This window comes from Halalkalicoccus jeotgali B3 (assembly GCF_000196895.1).
In the GTDB taxonomy this organism is placed as follows: domain Archaea; phylum Halobacteriota; class Halobacteria; order Halobacteriales; family Halalkalicoccaceae; genus Halalkalicoccus; species Halalkalicoccus jeotgali.
The window spans coordinates 1868809-1887705 of record NC_014297.1 but is presented as its reverse complement, the minus strand read 5'-3'; the positions used below and the strand labels follow the sequence as shown (position 1 = coordinate 1887705).

General features: G+C 66.3%; 19 protein-coding genes. 14 read left to right on the top strand and 5 right to left on the bottom strand.

Features of this window, described 5'->3' with window-relative positions; genetic code table 11:
• Window positions 1–26 precede the first annotated feature (26 nt).
• The 7 genes from HACJB3_RS09855 to HACJB3_RS09825 all read left to right on the top strand — a co-directional run bounded on the left by HACJB3_RS09855 (window position 27) and on the right by HACJB3_RS09825 (window position 8050).
• Complete coding sequence (locus tag HACJB3_RS09855; RefSeq protein ID WP_008417083.1) at window positions 27–314, top strand: HPr family phosphocarrier protein; 288 nt, start codon at window positions 27–29, stop codon at window positions 312–314.
• On the top strand, window positions 311–2005 hold the full coding sequence (gene ptsP / locus HACJB3_RS09850) for a phosphoenolpyruvate--protein phosphotransferase (RefSeq protein ID WP_008417084.1): 1695 nt from the start codon (window positions 311–313) through the stop codon (window positions 2003–2005). Before HACJB3_RS09855 ends, ptsP begins: the two co-directional genes overlap by 4 nt.
• The gene (locus HACJB3_RS09845) at window positions 2002–2472 is read left to right on the top strand and encodes a PTS fructose transporter subunit IIB (protein WP_008417085.1); all 471 of its coding nucleotides are present in this window, start codon (window positions 2002–2004) and stop codon (window positions 2470–2472) included. Before ptsP ends, HACJB3_RS09845 begins: the two co-directional genes overlap by 4 nt.
• Before the next feature lie 384 nt (window positions 2473–2856).
• Window positions 2857–4554 (top strand): nitrite/sulfite reductase, encoded by a 1698-nt coding sequence (locus tag HACJB3_RS09840; protein ID WP_008417086.1) that lies wholly within the window; start codon window positions 2857–2859, stop codon window positions 4552–4554.
• Window positions 4547–6121 (top strand): Coenzyme F420 hydrogenase/dehydrogenase, beta subunit C-terminal domain, encoded by a 1575-nt coding sequence (locus HACJB3_RS09835; protein WP_008417087.1) that lies wholly within the window; start codon window positions 4547–4549, stop codon window positions 6119–6121. The genes HACJB3_RS09840 and HACJB3_RS09835 overlap by 8 nt, the downstream gene beginning before the upstream one ends.
• Window positions 6122–6515: 394 nt before the next feature.
• Window positions 6516–7817 carry a hypothetical protein gene (locus tag HACJB3_RS09830; protein ID WP_008417088.1) on the top strand — a complete coding sequence of 434 codons (1302 nt, stop codon included), beginning with the start codon at window positions 6516–6518 and terminating at the stop codon, window positions 7815–7817.
• A gap of 50 nt (window positions 7818–7867) precedes the next feature.
• Window positions 7868–8050: a hypothetical protein gene (locus tag HACJB3_RS09825; protein WP_008417090.1), complete on the top strand. Its 183-nt coding sequence runs from the start codon at window positions 7868–7870 to the stop codon at window positions 8048–8050.
• Between the two features lie 5 nt (window positions 8051–8055).
• On the opposite strand, the gene HACJB3_RS09820 is transcribed toward HACJB3_RS09825, so the two are convergent.
• A complete protein-coding gene (locus HACJB3_RS09820) occupies window positions 8056–8805 on the bottom strand; it encodes an iron-sulfur cluster assembly protein (RefSeq protein WP_008417091.1) in 750 nt (249 codons plus the stop codon).
• Window positions 8806–8807: 2 nt separating this feature from the next.
• Window positions 8808–9866, bottom strand: a complete 1059-nt coding sequence (locus HACJB3_RS09815) for an amidohydrolase family protein (RefSeq protein ID WP_008417092.1) — start codon at window positions 9864–9866, stop codon at window positions 8808–8810.
• A gap of 112 nt (window positions 9867–9978) precedes the next feature.
• Between HACJB3_RS09815 and HACJB3_RS09810 the strand changes: the two genes are divergently transcribed.
• The 4 genes from HACJB3_RS09810 to HACJB3_RS09795 all read left to right on the top strand — a co-directional run bounded on the left by HACJB3_RS09810 (window position 9979) and on the right by HACJB3_RS09795 (window position 14439).
• Window positions 9979–11016, top strand: coding sequence for an NAD(P)-dependent alcohol dehydrogenase (locus HACJB3_RS09810; RefSeq protein ID WP_008417093.1), 1038 nt, complete (start codon window positions 9979–9981; stop codon window positions 11014–11016).
• A gap of 222 nt (window positions 11017–11238) precedes the next feature.
• Window positions 11239–12501 carry a Zn-dependent hydrolase gene (locus tag HACJB3_RS09805; RefSeq protein WP_008417094.1) on the top strand — a complete coding sequence of 421 codons (1263 nt, stop codon included), beginning with the start codon at window positions 11239–11241 and terminating at the stop codon, window positions 12499–12501.
• A 31-nt stretch (window positions 12502–12532) separates the two neighbouring features.
• Window positions 12533–13210 (top strand): O-methyltransferase, encoded by a 678-nt coding sequence (locus HACJB3_RS09800; RefSeq protein WP_008417095.1) that lies wholly within the window; start codon window positions 12533–12535, stop codon window positions 13208–13210.
• A gap of 83 nt (window positions 13211–13293) precedes the next feature.
• A complete protein-coding gene (locus HACJB3_RS09795) occupies window positions 13294–14439 on the top strand; it encodes an acyl-CoA dehydrogenase family protein (RefSeq protein ID WP_008417096.1) in 1146 nt (381 codons plus the stop codon).
• Here HACJB3_RS09795 and HACJB3_RS09790 read toward each other — a convergent pair.
• Together HACJB3_RS09790 and HACJB3_RS09785 are read right to left on the bottom strand one after the other, a co-directional pair.
• Window positions 14436–15017: a HalX domain-containing protein gene (locus tag HACJB3_RS09790; RefSeq protein WP_049934397.1), complete on the bottom strand. Its 582-nt coding sequence runs from the start codon at window positions 15015–15017 to the stop codon at window positions 14436–14438. The genes HACJB3_RS09795 and HACJB3_RS09790 overlap by 4 nt on opposite strands.
• Window positions 15018–15101: 84 nt before the next feature.
• Window positions 15102–16379, bottom strand: a complete 1278-nt coding sequence (locus HACJB3_RS09785) for an MFS transporter (protein ID WP_008417099.1) — start codon at window positions 16377–16379, stop codon at window positions 15102–15104.
• A 98-nt stretch (window positions 16380–16477) separates the two neighbouring features.
• Between HACJB3_RS09785 and HACJB3_RS09780 the strand changes: the two genes are divergently transcribed.
• The 3 genes from HACJB3_RS09780 to HACJB3_RS09770 all read left to right on the top strand — a co-directional run bounded on the left by HACJB3_RS09780 (window position 16478) and on the right by HACJB3_RS09770 (window position 18558).
• Window positions 16478–17512: a tyrosine--tRNA ligase gene (locus HACJB3_RS09780; protein WP_008417101.1), complete on the top strand. Its 1035-nt coding sequence runs from the start codon at window positions 16478–16480 to the stop codon at window positions 17510–17512.
• Window positions 17513–17590: 78 nt separating this feature from the next.
• Window positions 17591–18019 carry a CBS domain-containing protein gene (locus HACJB3_RS09775; protein WP_238532750.1) on the top strand — a complete coding sequence of 143 codons (429 nt, stop codon included), beginning with the start codon at window positions 17591–17593 and terminating at the stop codon, window positions 18017–18019.
• Between the two features lie 71 nt (window positions 18020–18090).
• Window positions 18091–18558 (top strand): DoxX family membrane protein, encoded by a 468-nt coding sequence (locus tag HACJB3_RS09770; RefSeq protein ID WP_008417105.1) that lies wholly within the window; start codon window positions 18091–18093, stop codon window positions 18556–18558.
• 9 nt (window positions 18559–18567) lie between these two features.
• Here HACJB3_RS09770 and HACJB3_RS09765 read toward each other — a convergent pair whose 3' ends face one another.
• Complete coding sequence (locus HACJB3_RS09765; protein WP_008417106.1) at window positions 18568–18885, bottom strand: winged helix-turn-helix transcriptional regulator; 318 nt, start codon at window positions 18883–18885, stop codon at window positions 18568–18570.
• Window positions 18886–18897 lie beyond the last annotated feature (12 nt).

Here is an 18897-nt window from a genome sequence, read left to right as displayed (position 1 = left end):
CAGAGCTATACTCTGGGGGTAGTCGCATGAGCGAAACCCACGAGCGGACCGTCGAGATCGTCCCCGAAGCAGGACTGCACGCCCGCCCCGCCGCGACGTTCGTCGAGACAGCCAACGACCACGACGCGACGGTGAAGATCGGGAGCGCCGAGGACGGGGACGAGGACCTCATCGACGCCGGCAGCATGATCGCGGTGACGAGCCTCGGGGTCAAACAGGGCGAGCACCTCCGGATCGTCGCCGAAGGGGAGGACGCCGAGGAGGCGCTCGACGCCCTCGAGAGGGTGCTCTCAACGCCCGAAGGCGAGTCATGAGCGAGCGCGTCATCGAGGGAATCGGCGCGACCCCCCGAACCGGCGTCGGGAGCGTCGTCTGGTACCGGCCGGCCGAGACCGGCGACGAATCCGGCGAACCGGTTCCGGAGGCCGAGCGCGAGGCCGAGCGAGACCGCTTCGAAACCGCCCGCGAGCGTGCCCACGAGGAGCTCGACGCCGAGCGCGAGCGCACTGCAGAACGGGTCGGTGAGGAGGAGGCGGCAGTCTTCGACGCCCACCGCCAGTTCCTCGACGACCCCCAGATCGAGACGGGGGTCACCGAGGCCATCGAGGGGGGGACACCCGCGGCGGGCGCCGTCCGGGAGGCCTTCGAGGGCCCCATCGCCCAGTTCGAGGGGATGGACGGGCAGACGGCCGAGCGCGCCGACGACCTGCGGGACGTGCGCGACCGGCTCGTCCGCCTGCTCACCGGCGGCGAGCGGGTCGATCTCGCGGAGCTCCCCGAAGGGTCGATCCTGCTGGCCGAACGGCTCACCCCGAGCGACACCGCCCAGCTCGATCCCGAGCGCGTGGCCGGCTTTGCGACCGCCACCGGCGGGCGGACCTCACACGCGGCCATCTTCGCGCGCTCGCTCGCCATCCCGGCGGTCCTCGGGGTCGGCTCCGACCTCGAGTCGATCGAGGAGGGCGAGCGGATCGTCGTCGACGGTGAGGAGGGTATCGTCGCCGCCGATCCGACCGACGAGCGGGTCGCGGACGCTCGCGCCGGCCCGGAGGAGGCGGCCATCCGCGAGCGGGTCGCGACGAGCGACGGTCGGAAGATCGAGGTCGCCGCGAACGTCGGCCGGGCCGCCGATCTGGAGGGGGCCGTCTCGCAGGGCGCCGACGGGATCGGCCTCTACCGGACGGAGTTCCTCTTTCTCGACCGCGAGGAGCCCCCCGCAGAGGACGAACAGTACGAGCGCTACGTCGAGGCGCTCGAAGCCTTCCCGGAGGGACGGGTCGTCGTCCGCACCCTCGACATCGGCGGCGACAAGCAGATCCCGTACCTCGACCTGCCCGCGGAGGAGAACCCCTTCCTCGGCGAGCGGGGGATCCGCCGGTCGCTGGGATCGGATAGAGAGCTCTTCGAGACCCAGCTCCGGGCGCTGCTCCGGGCCGGAGCCGTCGCGGGCGGCGATCTGGCCGTCATGTTCCCGCTGGTCTCGACCGTCGAGGAGCTCGACCGTGCCCTCGACAGGGTCGAGGCCGTCGCCGACTCGCTGGCATCGGAGGGACTGGAGTACGCGATACCGGAACTTGGGGTCATGATCGAGACGCCGGGGGCGGTCTTCGTGGCCGAGGAACTCGCTTCCCGCGTCGATTTCCTCAGCATCGGGACGAACGACCTCGCACAGTACGTCATGGCCGCCGCGCGCGAAAACGAGCGCGTGGCGGATCTGCACGATCCGCTTCACCCGCCCGTGTTGCGAGCGATCCGTCGGAGTATCGAGGCCGCACACGACAACGACGCGTGGATCGGTATGTGCGGCGAGATGGCCGGCGACCCCGACCTGACCGAGCTGCTGATCGGGCTGGGGCTCGACGAACTCAGTATGAGCGCGGTCACGATCCCCGCGGTCAAGGCGAACGTCGGGGCCGTCGAGACGGATCGTGCGAACGACCTCGCCGAGCGCGCGCTGGCCACAACTACAAGAGCGGACGTCACGAACCTACTTACCGACCCATGAAGATCGTCGCAATCACCTCGTGTCCGACAGGCATCGCCCACAGCCAGATGGCTGCGGAGAACCTCCGCACCACCGCGGAGGACCTGGGCCACGACGTCTCCGTCGAGGTGCAGGGTGCCATGGGAACTCAGGACGAACTCACCACCGAGGAGATCGCGGCCGCCGATGCGGTGATCATCGCCGCCGACACGTCGGTCAACCGCGACCGGTTCGAGGACAAACCCCTCGTAAACGGGACGGTCAAGGACGGCGTCAACGACGCCGAGGGGCTGATCGAGCAGGCCATCGAACTGGCCGAGAGCGGGTCGACCGCCGCCATCGAAGCCGACACCGAAAGCACCGAGACCGAGACCGAGACCACAGAGGAGAGTGCGGCCGACGACCGACAGCCCGCCAGAGGCCAAGAACAGCTCGGCGGCGATCCCTCGAAGGGCCTGTTCGCACGCCTCAAGCGGTTCCTCGGGTAGCCGGTCCGCTCGCCGTCGGCGAACGATCGCCCGGAAATAGGCAAATATATCCTCTTACTTCGGTCCATGAGGCCACTTGTCACGGATAGCCGTGAATTTCGCTGGTAGTGCCGACCGGTGACAGGGTTCGCCCCAACGCGGACACCTATGTCGTCGGTAACGGTTGCTAGATCCATGAGAGCTGTGATCATGACACAATCCTTCGATGGGTCGGGACGACGGTCGCGCCGACGAGTATCGACGCCGCGCTCGCGGCGGGGCGAGCGCACATGAACACTGTCGCGGCGACGCCGTCCCTTGCCCGTCTTCGGTGGAGGTGGCTCGCATGATCAGCGTCGGGGTTTGCTCCGACGGGCTCATGTTCGCTCACAGAGGTGACCTCACGTGAACACGGTAGAGGAATGGAAACGGGAGAAACATCCCCTCGACGCAGTCGAGGACGTCCACGAGTACGCCGCGGCGGGGCTGTCGTTCGACGAGATCGAGGAGCGGGCGGGCGAGGGCGTCTGGGAGCGCATGAAGTGGACCGGAATGTACACCCACGGTCGCCAGCGGGGGTATCTGATGATGCGCACGAAGGTCCCCGGTGGTCGACTAACCCCCGAGCAAGCCGAGGTGATCGGCGAGGTCGCCACGGAGTTCGCGACCGCACCCGAAGAATACGGCGGCAGCGAGCAAAACGACCTGTGGGGCGACGCCTTCCTCGACGTCACGACCCGACAGGACGTTCAAACGCATTGGATCGAGATCGAGGACATCCCCGAGATCTGGGAGCGCTACGACGAGGTGGGGCTGACGACGATCCAGGGCTGTGGCGACGGCGCGCGAAACGTGCTCGGCTGTCCGGCCGCCGGTCTCGACGATCACGAGTGTTTCGACGCCCAGCCCGTTATCGACGCAGTCTCGGACTTTTTCACGGGCAATCGCGAATACGCGAACCTGCCCCGGAAGTTCAAGATGACGATCACCGGCTGCAAACACGACTGTGCCCAATCGCAGATCAACGACGCCGGGCTGGTGCCGGCCCGAAAACGGATCGACGGCGAACCCCACTACGGCTTTCACGCCCGCGTCGGCGGCGGCCTCTCCGATGGCCCGCGCATGGCCTCGGAACTCGACGTCTTCGTGCGCCCGGAGGACACAGTCGAGTTCTGTCGTGCCGTCGCCCAGACGTTCAAGGAGCTCGGCGACCGGCACAACCGCGGGGTCTGTCGGATGCGCTATCTCGTCCAGCAACTCGGCCCCGAGAACTTCGAGGCGGCCGTCCGCGATCGGTGTTCGGTCGACTTGCGCGAACGGGGCGAGGGCCTCACCGAGGGCTACCGGGGCGATCACGTCGGCGTCCACGACCAGCGAGAGCCCGGATTGAACTACGTCGGGTTCAACGTGATCGCCGGACGAATGGGCGGCGAGGAGTTCGCCGCAGCCGCCCGCGCCGCCCGCGAGTACGGCACCGAGGAGAGTTCGGTCCGGCTGGCTACGGATCAGAACTTCCTCATCACCCATATCCCCGCGGAGAACGTCGAGGACCTACTCAACGAACCCTTCGCCGCCGACTACCAGCCCGATCCCGGCCCGTTCTCGCGGGGGGCGGTCGGCTGCACCGGCAGCGAGTTCTGTAACTACGGCATCATCGAGACGAAAAACCGCGTCAGGCGGTGGGCACGCGAACTCGACGAGCGCATCGAGACGCCCGAGGACCTCGAGGTGGTGCGAATGCACATGAGCGGCTGTTCGGCCTCGTGTGCCCAGCCCCAGATCGCGGACATCGGCTTCCGCGGCGAGACCGTGCAACTGGACACGGATGGCGACGGAGATGCCGACGACATCGTCGAGGGCATGGACTTCGGCCTCGGGGGGAGTCTCGGCACCGACAACGCGTTTCTCGATTGGGTGGAGACGGCCGTTCCTGCCGATGCCGTCATTCCCGCGCTCGAAACGCTCTTTTCGGCGTACGCCGAGGAACGCGAGGACGGGGAGCGCTTCTACGAGTGGACGCGGCAGGTCGAGAACGACCGCCTGCGGGCGGTGATGCAGGGTGCGGATGCGCCCGTCTCGAAGGGGGTGGCCGCCGATGACTGAGCGCCCGCTCCCCCGCGTGCCCGATTCCGATACCCCGGGAACGAGCGTCCCGCCGACGAGCGGGCCACGCAACCCGACGGGAACCGACCCCGACGCGAAGCCGATCCGCTATCGGCGAGCCGACGAGAGCGGGGTCGAAACGACCACGGAGCGCGCTGTCGACGACTGTGGCTGCGGGGATGGCAGCTGTGGCGGTGGTTCGAAAGTGGCCGCCGACGGTAGTGGCGGCGCGGTCAACGTCGGCCCTGATGGACGCCTCGGGGACCTGCAGTTCACGACGCCGAGCGAGGGGACGAGCCAGACTCTAGAGGACGACCCGGCCGAGCGCGTGAACGTCCCGGCGGGTGTCGACCTCGACACCCCGTCCGATTCGATCCGCTCGGAGATGAACGACATCGAGACGCCCGACGAGAAGACCTGGTTCATGGAGCTCGATACGGCCGTTATCGACGACGGGCGGTGCATCCAGTGTGGGACCTGCGTTGCGGCCTGTCCCTCCGATTCGATCGGGATCGGCGACGACGACCTGCCCGAACTCGTCAAGATGTGTACGGGCTGTTCGCTGTGCTGGGACTTCTGTCCCCGCGGGGGACTGCGCTACGAGCGCCAGTGGGTGGTTACGGGCGGCGAGGACAACGTGAAGGGCGCGGGCGACCCCATCACGGAGTTCTCCGCGCGCATCGAGGATGACTGGACCGACGGCGCCCAGGACGGCGGCGTCGTCACGGGCGTGCTCTCGACGCTTCTGGAAAAGGGTGAGATCGACGGCGCGCTGATCGCGACCGAGTCAGACGAGGAGCCCTGGAAGGCAGAAAGCTTCCTCGCGACCACTCCCGAGGACGTCATTGCCAACGCGGGGAGTTTCTACAACCAGACGATGGCGCTCGGGAACCTCGACCTCGACCAGTGGGAGCACAAACTCCCCGAGAAGGACCCGGAGGACATCTCGCTCGCGATGGTGGGCACGCCCTGTGAGATCGAGGGAATCCGCGCCCTACAGGAGTTCGAATGGGAGTACGGCGGTCAGGACGAAGGGGTCCGCGCGATCGACTACACGATCGCGCTGATGTGTACGAAGAACTTCAACTACCACCGACTCATCGGCGAGCAGTTGGAAGAAAAGCGTGGGATCTCCCCCGACGAGATCGGGAAGATGGACGTACTCCACGGCGACATGATCGTCTACGATCACGAGGGCGAGTTGCTCCTGCGCGAGGACGTCACGGAGTTCCACGACGCCACCCTCAAGGGCTGCAACGAGTGTGCGGACTTCACGGGCTACTGTGCGGATCTGACCGTCGGCTCTGTGGGATCGAGCGACGAGTACTCGAGCGTGATCGTCCGCACCGAGCGTGGGATGGACGCCTGGGAACTCACGGAACCGGACCTCGAGTATCACGACCTGGAGGACCGCTCGGCAGTCGGAAAACTGCAGGGCTGGGACAAGAAGCAGGCGTTCGAGTCGCTCGAACGCCCGTTCGACCCCGACGCGCCCCGGTTTATCGAGTACACCGAACACGCCGCGAACTACGGCGTCGAACCGAACCCCCACGAGAGCGATCACTGACTCCCGGTCGCGACCCGCGGCGTCTCGCCGATCGATTCGCTCCCGGGAGAACGTATCGTTCCATAGATAGAGTGGGCGGCAGCGATACCACCCTCCGGCGGGACGGCAGAGCGAAACGGAGGCGAGCGCTCTTTTTCTCGCATGTCTCTTTGACCGGAATCATCTACCGGAAGGACCACCACTATCACGGACGGAGACACGAGTGCCGGCAGCTGGCAGGCGATGGGGACCGGTCTCTGGCCGTTCCTCGGCCCTCCAGCCTCCTGGTCAACCCTTCTACCGACGCCACCGACGCCCAGCGATTGCCTCAGCACGGCGACCGATAGCCGTCCGGCGATCGACCGAAACGAACCACAACGCTTATCCATCGTCTCTGGTATTCGACGGAGCGTCAATGAACCGGCGTCGGCTCCTTTTGCTCGGGCTGGTCGTGCTCGTCGCCAGCTACCTCGTGGCCGGCGGGCTCGGGGTCCTGACGGGCGGGCCGACCGACCGGGAGAAGCTCGAGCGCGAGCGGCTCGTCCAGCCCGCCGAAGGGGGCAGTTACCTCTGGCCGTATACCAGCCGCGAGCGGGGCGCCGACGGGCGGACGCTGGCGATCAACATGATCGTCCACGGCTCGGACGACCGGGTCCGGCAGGCGCTCGACGACCGAACCGAACTCGAATGGGAGGAGACCGACCCCGACGAGGAGGCGGTCGAAGCCGAAACCTACGAGGTGAGCGTCGAGGACGGCGGGGTCGACTGGGACGACGCCCACGGCTCGACCCGCTACACCTACGTCGACACGGGGCCCCACGGCGGCGGGGGCGTCTGGATCGACGAGGGCTATCAGCTCCACGCGGGGACCTACCTCGGCAGCCGCCACCACATCCGCGCGTACACGACCCGGAGCGACGACTGGACCGCGATCCAGACCCATCAGGAGTACTGGGACTGGTTTCGCCTCCGTCACACCGTGACCGGCACGCAGAGCTCGCGAAACGACCTCGAATCGGAGTTCATCGGCCAGCCCTACGTCGAGGAGGTCCGCCGTGAGCACCACGGGATCGACGAGGGCGGCAGCGACGGCTGGCTGTCGGTAATCGAACTCGAGAGCGCTCCCTCGGGCACCGGCGTGGCGATTCTCGGACTGATCGGCATCCTCACCCGGGAGACCCGCCGGGCGGTGTACGGCGAGACCCGTCGTCTGCTCGGGTGGACGCTCGCGAACACGCGGGGGTTCGTCCTTGCGGCGGCGCTCGGCGGGCTGTACCTCGGGGTGCGAAGCGCCGGCCTCTTCCTGGAGGCGACCGTGCCCCTGCTTTCCCCGAAGACGTTCGTCGCCGTACTCTATCCCGTTCTGGTCGTCGGGCTGCCGATCGTGGCGGTCGTCCTCGCCCGGCCGTTCGAGGCCGCGGGCCGATTGGTGGGCCTCCAGCGGATCGTCGGCCTGCTCGGGCGGTCGCTCGAACCCCTGCCCGCCTTCGGTTTCACTCTCGTCGGTCTCGGGGCGGCGTTCGTGATGGACTTCGCCGGGCTCGGAGTCGCCGCGGTTCCCATCGAGCTGTTCCTCCACCGGATCGGGTTGACCGTCGCCCTCGGGCTGATCGCGGCAGGGGCGGCCCGCAGCGACACCCGGGGACGTGCACTCCTCGCGCTCGGGCTCACCGGCTGGGCGGTGGGGCTCGGGATGGCGCTGTTCGGCTATCTCTAGGCCCCACGAGGACCCCATCATTTACTACCGACCCCTGCCAACACCACTACATGAGCGACGAGAGTACTTCCGGCGAAGACGAGCCACGACTGGCCCACGGGACCGAACCCGACACCGCACTCTGTCAGCGCTGTGGTGCCGAATTCGAGTGGACCGAGGACACCTGTCCCGAGTGTGGCTGGGAGAAATCCGCATGGGTCAGTGAGGGTCGCTACGGGCTCGGCAAGGCCTGAGCCGGTCAGTCGCTTTGCGAGCCGATCCGCGACGCCCCGAGGCTCTCACAGACGTGGCCCTGCCCGCTCATGTTCGTCGTCGCCAGCCGGCCCCGCCGATGGACCGTCTCGAACTCCTCGGGGGCGATGGCCTCGCCCTCCGGCGTGGCGAACAGCCGTTTTTCCGGTGCGTCGGCGACGTCCGTCGTGAGTGCTTTCTCGAGGTAGTCTTCGAGCGGCTGGGAGTCGACACAGACCGACAGCGTCGCGTTCACCCGCACCGTCGCCCGCCCCGCCTCGGCGTCGATCGAGAGGTCCTCGCGGCGAAGCCGTGCGATCTGATCGGGTTTCAGCCCGCCCTCCAGAAGGGTCTCCGTCGCTCGGTACTGGCGTGCAACGCGGGCCTTCCCGTCGAGTTCGCGGCGGACGGCCTCGACCTCGCCGTCGGCGTCCTCGAAGGCTTCCCCGAAGGCGAGCCCTCCGTTTACCCCCTCGTTGATCTCCGCTGCGTGCATGTGCTCGTCCAGGCGGACGGTCGCGTCCGAAATCGCGGGATGGTCGGCGAGGGCCTCGCGGGCGTCGGCCATCATCATCCACGCGAACGCCGGCGAGCACCACGCGGTCGGCAGGACGAACCCGACCTCGACCGACCCGCCCTCGATCTCGATGTCCACTATATAGTCCAGCTCGACGATCGAGCGGTCGAGTTCGGGATCGGTCACCGCTTCGAGACGCTCCTCGATCGTTTCGGGGCTGATCCGCTGGCTCTCGCTCATGGTCAGTCGTCCGCGCTCGCGGTCCGGGCGTACTGCTCTTCGAGTCCGAACTCCTCGCTGACGCCGTCCCCGCGCAGGATCTCCTTCTGGCGCTCGATGTCGATGTCATACAGCCGGGCGGCGTTCTCGCCCATGATCTTCTTTTTGACCTCGAGGTCGAGTTCGACGCCGAACTCCTCGCGCTGTTCGGGCGTCATCTCGGCTTCCATCACCGCCTCGATCAGCCACTCCGGTTCCCAGATCGCGTAGTCGCTGCCGAAGAGGATGCGGTCTTCCCCGAGCCAGAAGAGCAACTCGCCCATGATCTCGCCGAACTTCCGCGGGCGGCTCTCTGCGAGCGGGGCGGCGACCGCCAGCCCACCGTAGACGTTTGGCTCCTGGGCGGCGATCCAGCAGAAGTCGTCCAGCCGGGGCAGCCCGATGTGTTCGACGACGAAGTTGAGTTCGGGAAAGGAGGTCGCCGCGTCGTCGATGTCGGCCACGTCGAAGGCGTCGCGGTTCAGCGGCCTGATGGTCGGCCCCTTGTGGGCGTGGATGTTCTTGATCCCGAGTTCGGCACACTTCTCGAGGTACTCGAAGCTCTCCTCCGAATCGAGTCGCCACCCCTTCGAGTCGCCGCGCCACTCGGCGGTGTAGACCTTCGCGCCCCGAACGTCGAACTCCTCGGCCTGGCGTTCGAGTTCCTTCAGGCCCGCCTCGCCCTCGCGGGGATCGAATCGCCCGTTGACGATGAACCGCGAGGGGTGGTCCTCGGCGAGTTGCGCACACCGGTCGATCGTGTTAAAGCCCTCCGTATAGAACTCGTTGAGATACGTGGGTTGAAGGAGCCCCATGTCGGCGTGGCCGTCGCCGAACATGTCCCGGACCATCCGGTCTTTATCGTACTTGCGATACTCCTCTAGACTCCACTGGCGCTCCTCGGGGGTGAAACCGGTGTGATAGTCGTAGAAACAGCGGATGAACTGCTCGCCACCTTCGTGTTTGATGTTCTCCTTGCTCGCGTCCCACCAGTGGACGTGCCCGTCGAGCACGAACACGTCTTCACCGTCATATGTGTACATACCAGTAGCAACTACGGACGCACTATCATTATAATTTCGCACACCGGCGGTCCGCCCGGACTGCCTTGTACACAATCTTTTTGTCGGTATCAGTCGAGTATCGAGCCGTATTATGGACGCCGCGAGACTCCACGACTACACCGAGGAGATGGGCGAGGCGCTCTCGATCGACGAGGTAGAGCGGCCCGAGCCGACCCGCTCGGATCACGTCGTGATCGAGGTCGAGGGGGCCGGGTGGTGCCAGACGGACAACCACATTATCGAGGGGATGTGGACCGACTACGTCGAACAGGACCTGCCGATGACGCTCGGCCACGAGAACGCCGGGGAAGTAGTGGAGATCGGCGAGGAGGTGACGACCGTGGAGGTCGGCGATAAGGTGATCTGTCATCCCCACGTGACCTGCGGGGAGTGTCGGGCCTGTCGGCTCGGCGAGGACATGCACTGCGAGAACGCCTCGTTTCCCGGCCTGAACGTCGACGGCGGGTTCGCGGAGTACCTGCTGACCTCCGAACGCGCGGCGATCAAACTCGATTCGGTCGATCCCGTCGAGATCGCGCCCCACGCCGACGCCGGGATCACCGCGTATCACGCGGTCAAGAAGGCGACCCCGAACCTGTTTCCGGGGAGCTACACGGTCGTGATCGGGATCGGCGGGCTGGGCCACATCGGTCTCCAAGCGGTGGAGGCGATGAGTGCGAGCACGACCATCGCCGTCGACGTCAAAGACGAGGCCCTCTCGCTTGCGGATCGGCTCGGGGCGGACCACACGATCAACTCCGCCGACGAGGACGTCGCCGAGGCGATTGCGGGGATCACCGACGGCGCGGGCGCAGAGCAGGTGCTCGACTTCGTCGGCGCGGATCAGACCACGGCGCTGGCCCCTGAGATCGTCGCACCGGGGGGCGATCACCACATCATCGGCTACGGCGGACACATCCATGAACCCGCCCAGGCACTGGTCAACGGGGAGTTCTCCTTCGTCGGGAACATCGTCGGGAAGTACACCGAGCTCCAGGAGCTCGTCTCGCTGGTCGAGCAGGGGGAGATGCACCTCGAGACCACACAGTACCCCATCGAGGAGATCAACGATGTCGCGGCGGCGCTCGAAGAGGGCGAAATCGAGGGCCGGGCGGTCATCGTCCCCTGAGGGGAGGAGGTTAATAACCGGCGGCGAACAACCGCGTTTATCGTCCGCGACGGCGCGGACGGTGTCGAGCGGCACGTCCCCGGGAGGCCCTCGTCGAACACGACGTCCGGATCGGTTTCGGCGCGAAACACGAACCCTACCTCGGGGAGGCGTTTTGCCGCCCCGGAAACTCGACTGAGAACGGATCGCAAGCGCCATTGTGGGCCGAGCGCTCGACCCGGTATGCAGGTCGACCGGGAGCGACTCCGCGAGGACATCGAGCGTACTGCCGAGTTCGGACGCATCGAAAGCGAACAGGGACGGGGCCGGACGGTTCGAGCCGCGAGCGAGGAAAACGGCGAGGCCCGCGAGTACTTCGTCGGGAGGCTGGAAGACGCCGGGCTGGACGTCAGGGTCGATGCCGTGGGCAACGTCGTCGGTCGGTGGGTCCCCGCGAGCGCCGACCCCGACCTGCCGCCCGTGGCGGCGGGCAGCCACCTCGATTCGGTGCCTGAGGGCGGTATCTTCGACGGCCCGCTCGGAACCTACGCGGCCCTCGAAGCCGTCCGCACGATGCGCGAGGCCGACACGCGCCCGGAACGCCCGATCACCGTTGTCTCGTTCACCGAGGAGGAGGGCGGCCGGTTCGGCTCGGGGATGCTCGGCTCCTCGGTCGCCGCGGGCGGGCGAAGCGTCGAGGAGGCGCTCGCGCTGGAGGACGAGGAGGGGACGAGCCTCGCCGAGGCACTCGACGGGATCGGGTTCCGTGGCGAGGGGCGGGTCAACGCGGCGGGCTGGGACGCGTGGCTCGAACTCCACATCGAGCAGTCCGAGCGCTTAGAGACCGTCGGCGTCCCGGTGGGAGTCGTCACCGACATCACCGGGATCACCCATTGTGACGTAACCATCACCGGCGAGGCGAACCACGCGGGGGCTACCCCCATGAACGACCGGACCGACGCGCTCGCGGCGGCGAGCGAGTTCGTCCTCGACGTCGAGCGCGCGGCAAATGAGGTCGTCGCAAGCGAGAGCGAGAGTGCCGTGGGGACCGTCGGCAGCCACTCCGTGGAGCCGAACGCGACGAACGTCGTGCCCGGCCGGGTCGACTGTGGCGTCGACATCCGCGATGTCGAGTACGACTCGATGAACGAGATCGTCTCGCGGGCCCGCTCGAGCCTCGCGCGTCTCGAGAGTGAGCGCGGAGTCGAGACCGAACTAACGAGGGCGTTCGACGTCGAGCCCGTCCCGATGTCCGGGCGCTGTCGAAGCGCTGTCCGCGAGGCCGGCGAGGCCGCCGGGATCAAAACGATGGCGATGCACTCGGGGGCGGCCCACGACACGATGCAGGTCGCGCGAGTCACCGACGCGGGGATGCTGTTCGCGCCCTCGCGGGGCGGCATCTCGCACAACCCCCGCGAGTGGACCGACTGGGCCGACTGTGCGACCGCGACGCAGGTGCTCACGGGCGCGATGGCGCGACTCGCGGGGACGACGCTGGAGGGCTGATTTCTTGGTCCCGGTTCCTGTAGGGGGTCGTATGGCACACCTCGCAGACGACGTGCTCCGGTTCGTTCGCGCAGCCGGACCACAGCCAGACGACGTTCTGGAGGAGATGGACGCCTACGCCGAGGACGAGGGCTTTCCCCACGTCGGCCCGGAGGTCGGGGGATTCCTCCGACTGACCGCCCGGCTCGCGGGCGCGCGGTCGGTCTTCGAGTTCGGCTCGGGCTACGGCTACTCGGCGTACTGGTTCGCAAAGGCCCTCCCGGAGGACGGCGAGGTCGTCCTCACCGAGGTCGACGAAGGGGAGTTGGAGATGGCCCGCGAGTACCTCGCTCGCGGCGGGTACGACGACCTCGCGAGCTACGAGCACGGCGACGCCATGGACACTATCGAACGCTACGATGGCCCGTTCGACGTGGTCCTGATCGACCACCAGAAACACCGCTATTCCGACGCGCTGGAGGCCGTCCGCGAGAAACTGGCCCCCGGTGCGGTCGTGATCGCGGACAACGCGATGAGCGCCGACGGGGCGGTGGTGTTCGACGACCTGCTGGCCCACCTCGAGGGCCGATCGGCCGAGACCAACGAGGGGACACGCGGGATCGCTGACTACCTCGATACCGTTCGCTCCGATCCGGCCTTCGAGACGATGGTGCTCCCGCTGGGCGAAGGGATCGCGGTCAGTCACTTCGCGGACGACGACCGGAAGTGACTCCAAGGGGTGTAAATTCACAACTTTCGATCGGTTTATCACAGTTCCACGAGATATTTGATCCCCCGAACCGATAGGGAAGTATGGAACTGCTTTCCGAGGACGTCGTCCCCGAGTACGCCCGCGAGGTGAAGGAGGAAGCCCGCGAGTTCGCCGACGAACACATCGCGCCGAACGCAGAGGAGTGCTTCCGCAAGGGAGAGTACCCGTGGGAGATCCTCGAAGCCGGACAGGAGGCGGGACTGGTCGCCCAGGACATCCCCGAGGAACTGGGCGGACGCGGGTTCGACGTCGTCGAGATGCTCGCGATCGCCGAGGAGTTCTACAAGGCCGACGCGGGCATCGCCCTGACCCTCCAACTGGCGAGTTTCGGTGCGGAGATGATCTACGAGTACGGTAACGAGGCTCAGAAGGAAGAGTACATCGAACCCGTCGCGGCGGGCGAGCAGATCACCGGACTCGCGGTTTCCGAACCCGATACCGGCAGCGACCTGGCGGGGATGACCACGACGGCCGAGAAGGACGGCGACGAGTACGTTATCAACGGCGAGAAGTACTGGATCGGCAACGGCGTCGAGGCCGATTGGGTCACCGTCTTCGTTCGGACTAGCGAGGAGAACGACCGCTACTCGAACCATTCGATGATCATCGTACCCACGGACGCGGCGGGCTACGAGGCCGAGCATATCCCCGAGAAGATGGGAATGCGTGCCTCGAAGCAGGCCCACATCACCTTCGAGGACGTGCGGGTCCCCGAGGAGAACCTCGTGGGGTTCGAGAACGGCGGCTTTCTCATGCTCGCGGAGTTCTTCAACCACGGGCGGATCGTCGTCGGCGGGCACGGACTGGGAATGGCCGCCGCGGCCATCGAGGAGGCTTGGGAGTTCGTCCACGACCGGGAGGCGTTCGGCCGGGGCGTAAACGAGTTCCAGGCCGTCCAACACGGCCTCGCGGACATGCGCCTCGAATTCGAGGCGGCACGCGCACTCAACTACCGGGCGGCGAAGAAAGTCAGAGACGGAGAGAACGCCGGACTGTGGGCGGCGATGGCAAAGACCAAATCAACCGAAACGGCGACGATGTGTGCAGAACAGGGGATGCAGTTCCACGGTGGTCGGTCGATCCTCACCGACCGCCGGATCGCCCGTGTCTACCGTGACGTCCGGATCCCGGTCATCTACGAGGGCGCAAACGAGGTTCAGCGCAACCTGATCTACCGCCAGTCCTAACTGTCGAGATCGCGAAACGCGGCGGCGAAGTCCTCGTGGGTCCGGAGTTCTTCGACCGTCTCGTCGACGGCGTCTCTGAGTTCCGTCAGTCGGCGTTCGAGTTCCCGGAACTCCTCGTTGCCGTCGAGTTCCTCGGCGGATTTCTCGGTTTCGAGGACCGCCCGTTTCGAGGCGAGGCTGTAGTACTCGCGCATGATCTCGTCGTACTGGCTGCGACGATGGACGTGCTCGACGGTGTCGGTGAGTTCCTCCTTGGAGACTGGTTTGACGAGGTAGTCGTCGAATCCCATCTCGATGATATCGAAGTCCGGATCGACCGCCGTGACCATGATCGTCCGACAATCGTATCCGGTGCCGTGGATCTCGTCGAGGACCTCGTCGCCGGACATCCCGGGCATCCGTCGGTCGAGCAACGCAACTGCCACCCCCTCGTCCAGCAGCGCCAACGCCTCCTCACCGTCGTTGGCGGTCCGGACCGTCCACTCTTCGTCGAGCCACGTCGCGAACAGCTCCGCGAGCTGGGGCTCGTCGTCGACGACGAGCACCACCGGCGCATCCTTCGTTACGTCTGTCGACATTTCGTAATTGCGGTATTAGTTCCCATAGATATAAGCCCGACGGATGCGGTCGATCCCCGTCCGTGGTCGGTTTTCTGGGGTGGTTCAGTCGTCGGCGTCAGTACCGGCGTCGGCGGTCCGCGGCGAGTCGAACCGGTCGATGACGACGAGCAGCCCCGCCGAGAGGGCCGCACCGATCAGCGCGAACGCCGCGAGAGTCCCGAAGAAGGTCGCAAGTGAAAACGAATCGAGCAGGAACCCGCCGATGGCGATCGAGGCCGACCCGAGGCCGAACTCGCCGAGGTAGGTGTACCCATACGAGAGCCCGCGGGTGTTCGCCGGCGTGTGGACCGCCACGGCGTCCTGATAAAACGGCTGGATGGCAAACAGGAAAAAGCCGAGCAGTCCACAGAGGACGACCAGCGGGACCAGTCCCGATCCAGTCACGGGGATAAATGCCAGCGCGAGCACCGCGAGGACACCGAACATTCCGAGCAGACCACGACCAGGGGCCATCCGGTCGGTCAGTTTCCCGCCGGCGTACTGGCCGACGATCCCGACGACGAGAAAGCCGACGTAGATGTAGCGCGAGGGCTCGATCCCCTCCAGGTCGGGACCCACGACGAAGCCCTCGAGTGCGGGCAGCCCTTGGAGGATCTCGGGCAGGTAGGTCAACATCCCCCGGTAGAAGAGCCCCTCGAAGGTGACGATCACGAAGACGACCGCGAAGGCGCTCGCAAAGAGCGTTCGGGAGTTCGTGAGGAGATCCGAGACCGAGAGGGCTCTGTTGTTGGCCTGGTCGGCGTCCATCTCCTCGATTGCGCCCGTCGGGTCGAACTCCGCGGAGAGTCCGTAGGCGACCGCGAGCAGGCCGGGGATCGCGAGCAGGGCGGCGACCAGTTGCCACGGGAAGAAGATCAGCAGGGTGGCGGCGACGAACGGGCCGAGTGCGATCCCGACGTTGCCGGCGATACCGTGCCAGGCGAAGACCGTTCCACGTTCCTCGACGCCCGTGCTGATCAGCGAGAGGCCCGCGGGATGATAGACGCTCGCGGCGGCCCCCCAGCAGACGAGGCCGGCGGCGACGAGGTAAATCCCGTTTGCGAGCGCGAGAAGCAGAAACGAAAGGCTCATGCCGGTGAGACACAGCAAGACCAGGCGCTTGGGGCCGTATTTGTCGGCGAGGATCCCGCCGGGAAGCGCCCCGATCCCGAAGGGGGCGTACCCGAGCGCGACGATGAACCCCAACAGTGCCACCGACACGTCGAACTCCGAGAGCCAGACCACCAGAAAGATCGGGATCGAGGTCTCGAACCAGTGGACCAGCGAGTGGCCCGCCATCGTGAAGCCGGCGATCGATCGGTCGTTCGAATCCAGAGCCATTCCGTAGGTACAATCCGCCCGCGGAGCTATTTAGCCCCGTTGTTTGGAGCAACTCGCGGAATCGAACCATTTACCCCCATCGGTTGGCTCTCCCCGGTATGAACACCGCGGAGCGAAAACGCCTCGTCACCCGCCACACCGAGGAGGTGATCACCGAGGAGGAACTCGAGACCCTCCTCGAGGAGCCCGACCCCAGTATCTACATCGGCTACGCCCCCACCGGCGAGATGCATATCGGCCACTTCACCACCATCCGGAAGCTCGCTGACTTCCTCGAAGCGGGCATCGACGTGACCGTCCTGATCGCGGACCTCCACGCCCATCTCGACGACGAGAAGAGCCCCTTCGAGTTGCTCGAAGCGCGCTCGGCGTACTACGAGGCCGCCATCGAGGCGATGGTCGAGGCCAGCGGGGCCGATCCCGGAGACATCGAGTTCGTCCGCGGCACCGAGTTCGAACTCGAGGAACCGTACACGCTCGAACTCTACCGCCTGCTCGCGGACACGACCCTTCGCCGAGCGCAGCGCGCTGGCAGCGAAGTCGTCCGTCAGTCAGAGAACCCGAAGCTCGGTGGCTTGGTCTACACGCTGATGCAGAGTCTCGACGTCGCAGCGCTGGACGCCGACATCGCCTACGGTGGGATCGACCAGCGGGGCATCTATATGCTCGCCCGCGAGATCCTGCCCGAACACGGGCACGAGAAGCCGCTGTGTCTGTTTGCCCCCCTCCTGTCGGGCTTATCGGGCGGGAAGATGAGCGCGAGCGAGGCCGGCTCGAAGGTCAACCTCACCGACGACCCCGAAACAGTAGGTGAGAAGATCGACGGGGCCTACTGCCCACAGGGCGAACGCGAGGAAAACGGCGTCCTCGAGTACCTCGACCACCTCGTCTTCCCGATCCTCGAGGAGGACGGCGAACCGTTCGTGATCGAACGCCCCGAGCAGTACGGCGGGGACGTCGTCTACGAGAACTACGGCGATCTGGAGGCCGATTTCCTCGAAGGCGAACTCCATCCACAGGACCTGAAGGGCGCCACCGGCGAGGCGATCGCGGAGATCATCGCGCCGATCCGCGAGCGATTCGAGGCCGAACCCGACCTGCTCGCCCGGGCGTACCCCGACCAGGAGGACTGACCCGACCGGCGATTTTTGGGGACGGTCGCATCGTTTATGATGCCCCACGTCCTGTCGGCTATAGGCCGATTAATCATGATGGATTCGCCAGTCACCGACCTGATGACGTCGCCGGTTCGGACGACCAGCCCCGAGACGCCGGTCACGGAGGCCGCGAGGGTGCTCACCGACCACGGGATCGGATCGCTTGTCGTGGGCGAGGAACGGATCGAGGGGATCGTCACCGAATCGGACGTCGTCGCCGGGGTCGCGGAGGGGGTCGCCCTCGCGGAGACGCCCGTCTCGGCACTGATGAGCGACCCGGTGGTCACGATCGACCCGACGGCGTCGGTCCGGGTCGCCGGCGAACGAATGGGTCGAAACAACGTCAAGAAACTCCCCGTCGCGCGAAACGGCGAAGCGATCGGAATCGTCACGACGACCGATCTGGCGCGGCTCGTCCCGAAGAACGCGATCCGAATGACCCGCCAGCCCGAACCCGACATCGAGAAAGGCGAGTTCGAGTAGTCGCTGGGAGTTGGCCCGGTCGGGCGCGTTCGGGAAGAATATAACGGCCCTCTCCATAGGACCGCCACCACATGGTCTCAGATCCGGTCGTCCCCGCGAGTGTCGTCTCTGCGCTCGTCCTTCAGAACACCCCGTTCGACGCGCCGCTGGCCGCCGAACTGTTTTTCCTCGGCCGGGTCCTCTTCGGTAGCGTGCTCGCGTTCAACGGGTTGAACCACTTCCTCGACGTCGAGGCGATGACCGAGTACGCCGAGTCGAAGGGGGTTCCAAAGCCGATGGGTGCGGTCGTCCTCACCGGCGGGATGTTGGTGGTCGGCGGTGTCGGGACCGTTCTGGGTCTGTTCCGGACGTTCTCGGTCGGTGCGCTCGCGACGTTCCTGCTCGTGGCGACGCCGGTCATGCACGACTTCTGGGCGGTCCCGAACGTCCGACGGGATCGGGAGGTGATCCACTTTACGAAGAACGCCACCATGCTCGGGGCGGCGCTCGTCCTGCTCGCGTTGAGCGGGGTCCCGTGGCCCTATGTGCCGTCGTTTTGATCACCCGATTCAGAGCCACTCCTCGGCCCAGCGTTCGATCTCATCGAACACCGGTTCGAGGGATTCGCCCTTCTCGGTGAGGCTGTAGTAGGTCGCGATCGGTGCGTCCTCTTCGACCCGGCGGTGGACGAACCCCAACTCCCCGAGATCGTCGAGCACCCGCGAGAGGGTCCGGGAGGACGCGCCCGTCGAGCGCTTGAGCTCGTTGAACCGCTTTTCGCCCCCCTGGAGGTCGTGCAGCACGATCAGTCGCCACTGCGAGCCGATCCGTTCGAGCGAGTCGATCACCGTACAGGCGGAGTCCCCGTAGCGTGTCCCCGATGACATCGGTGTTACCTG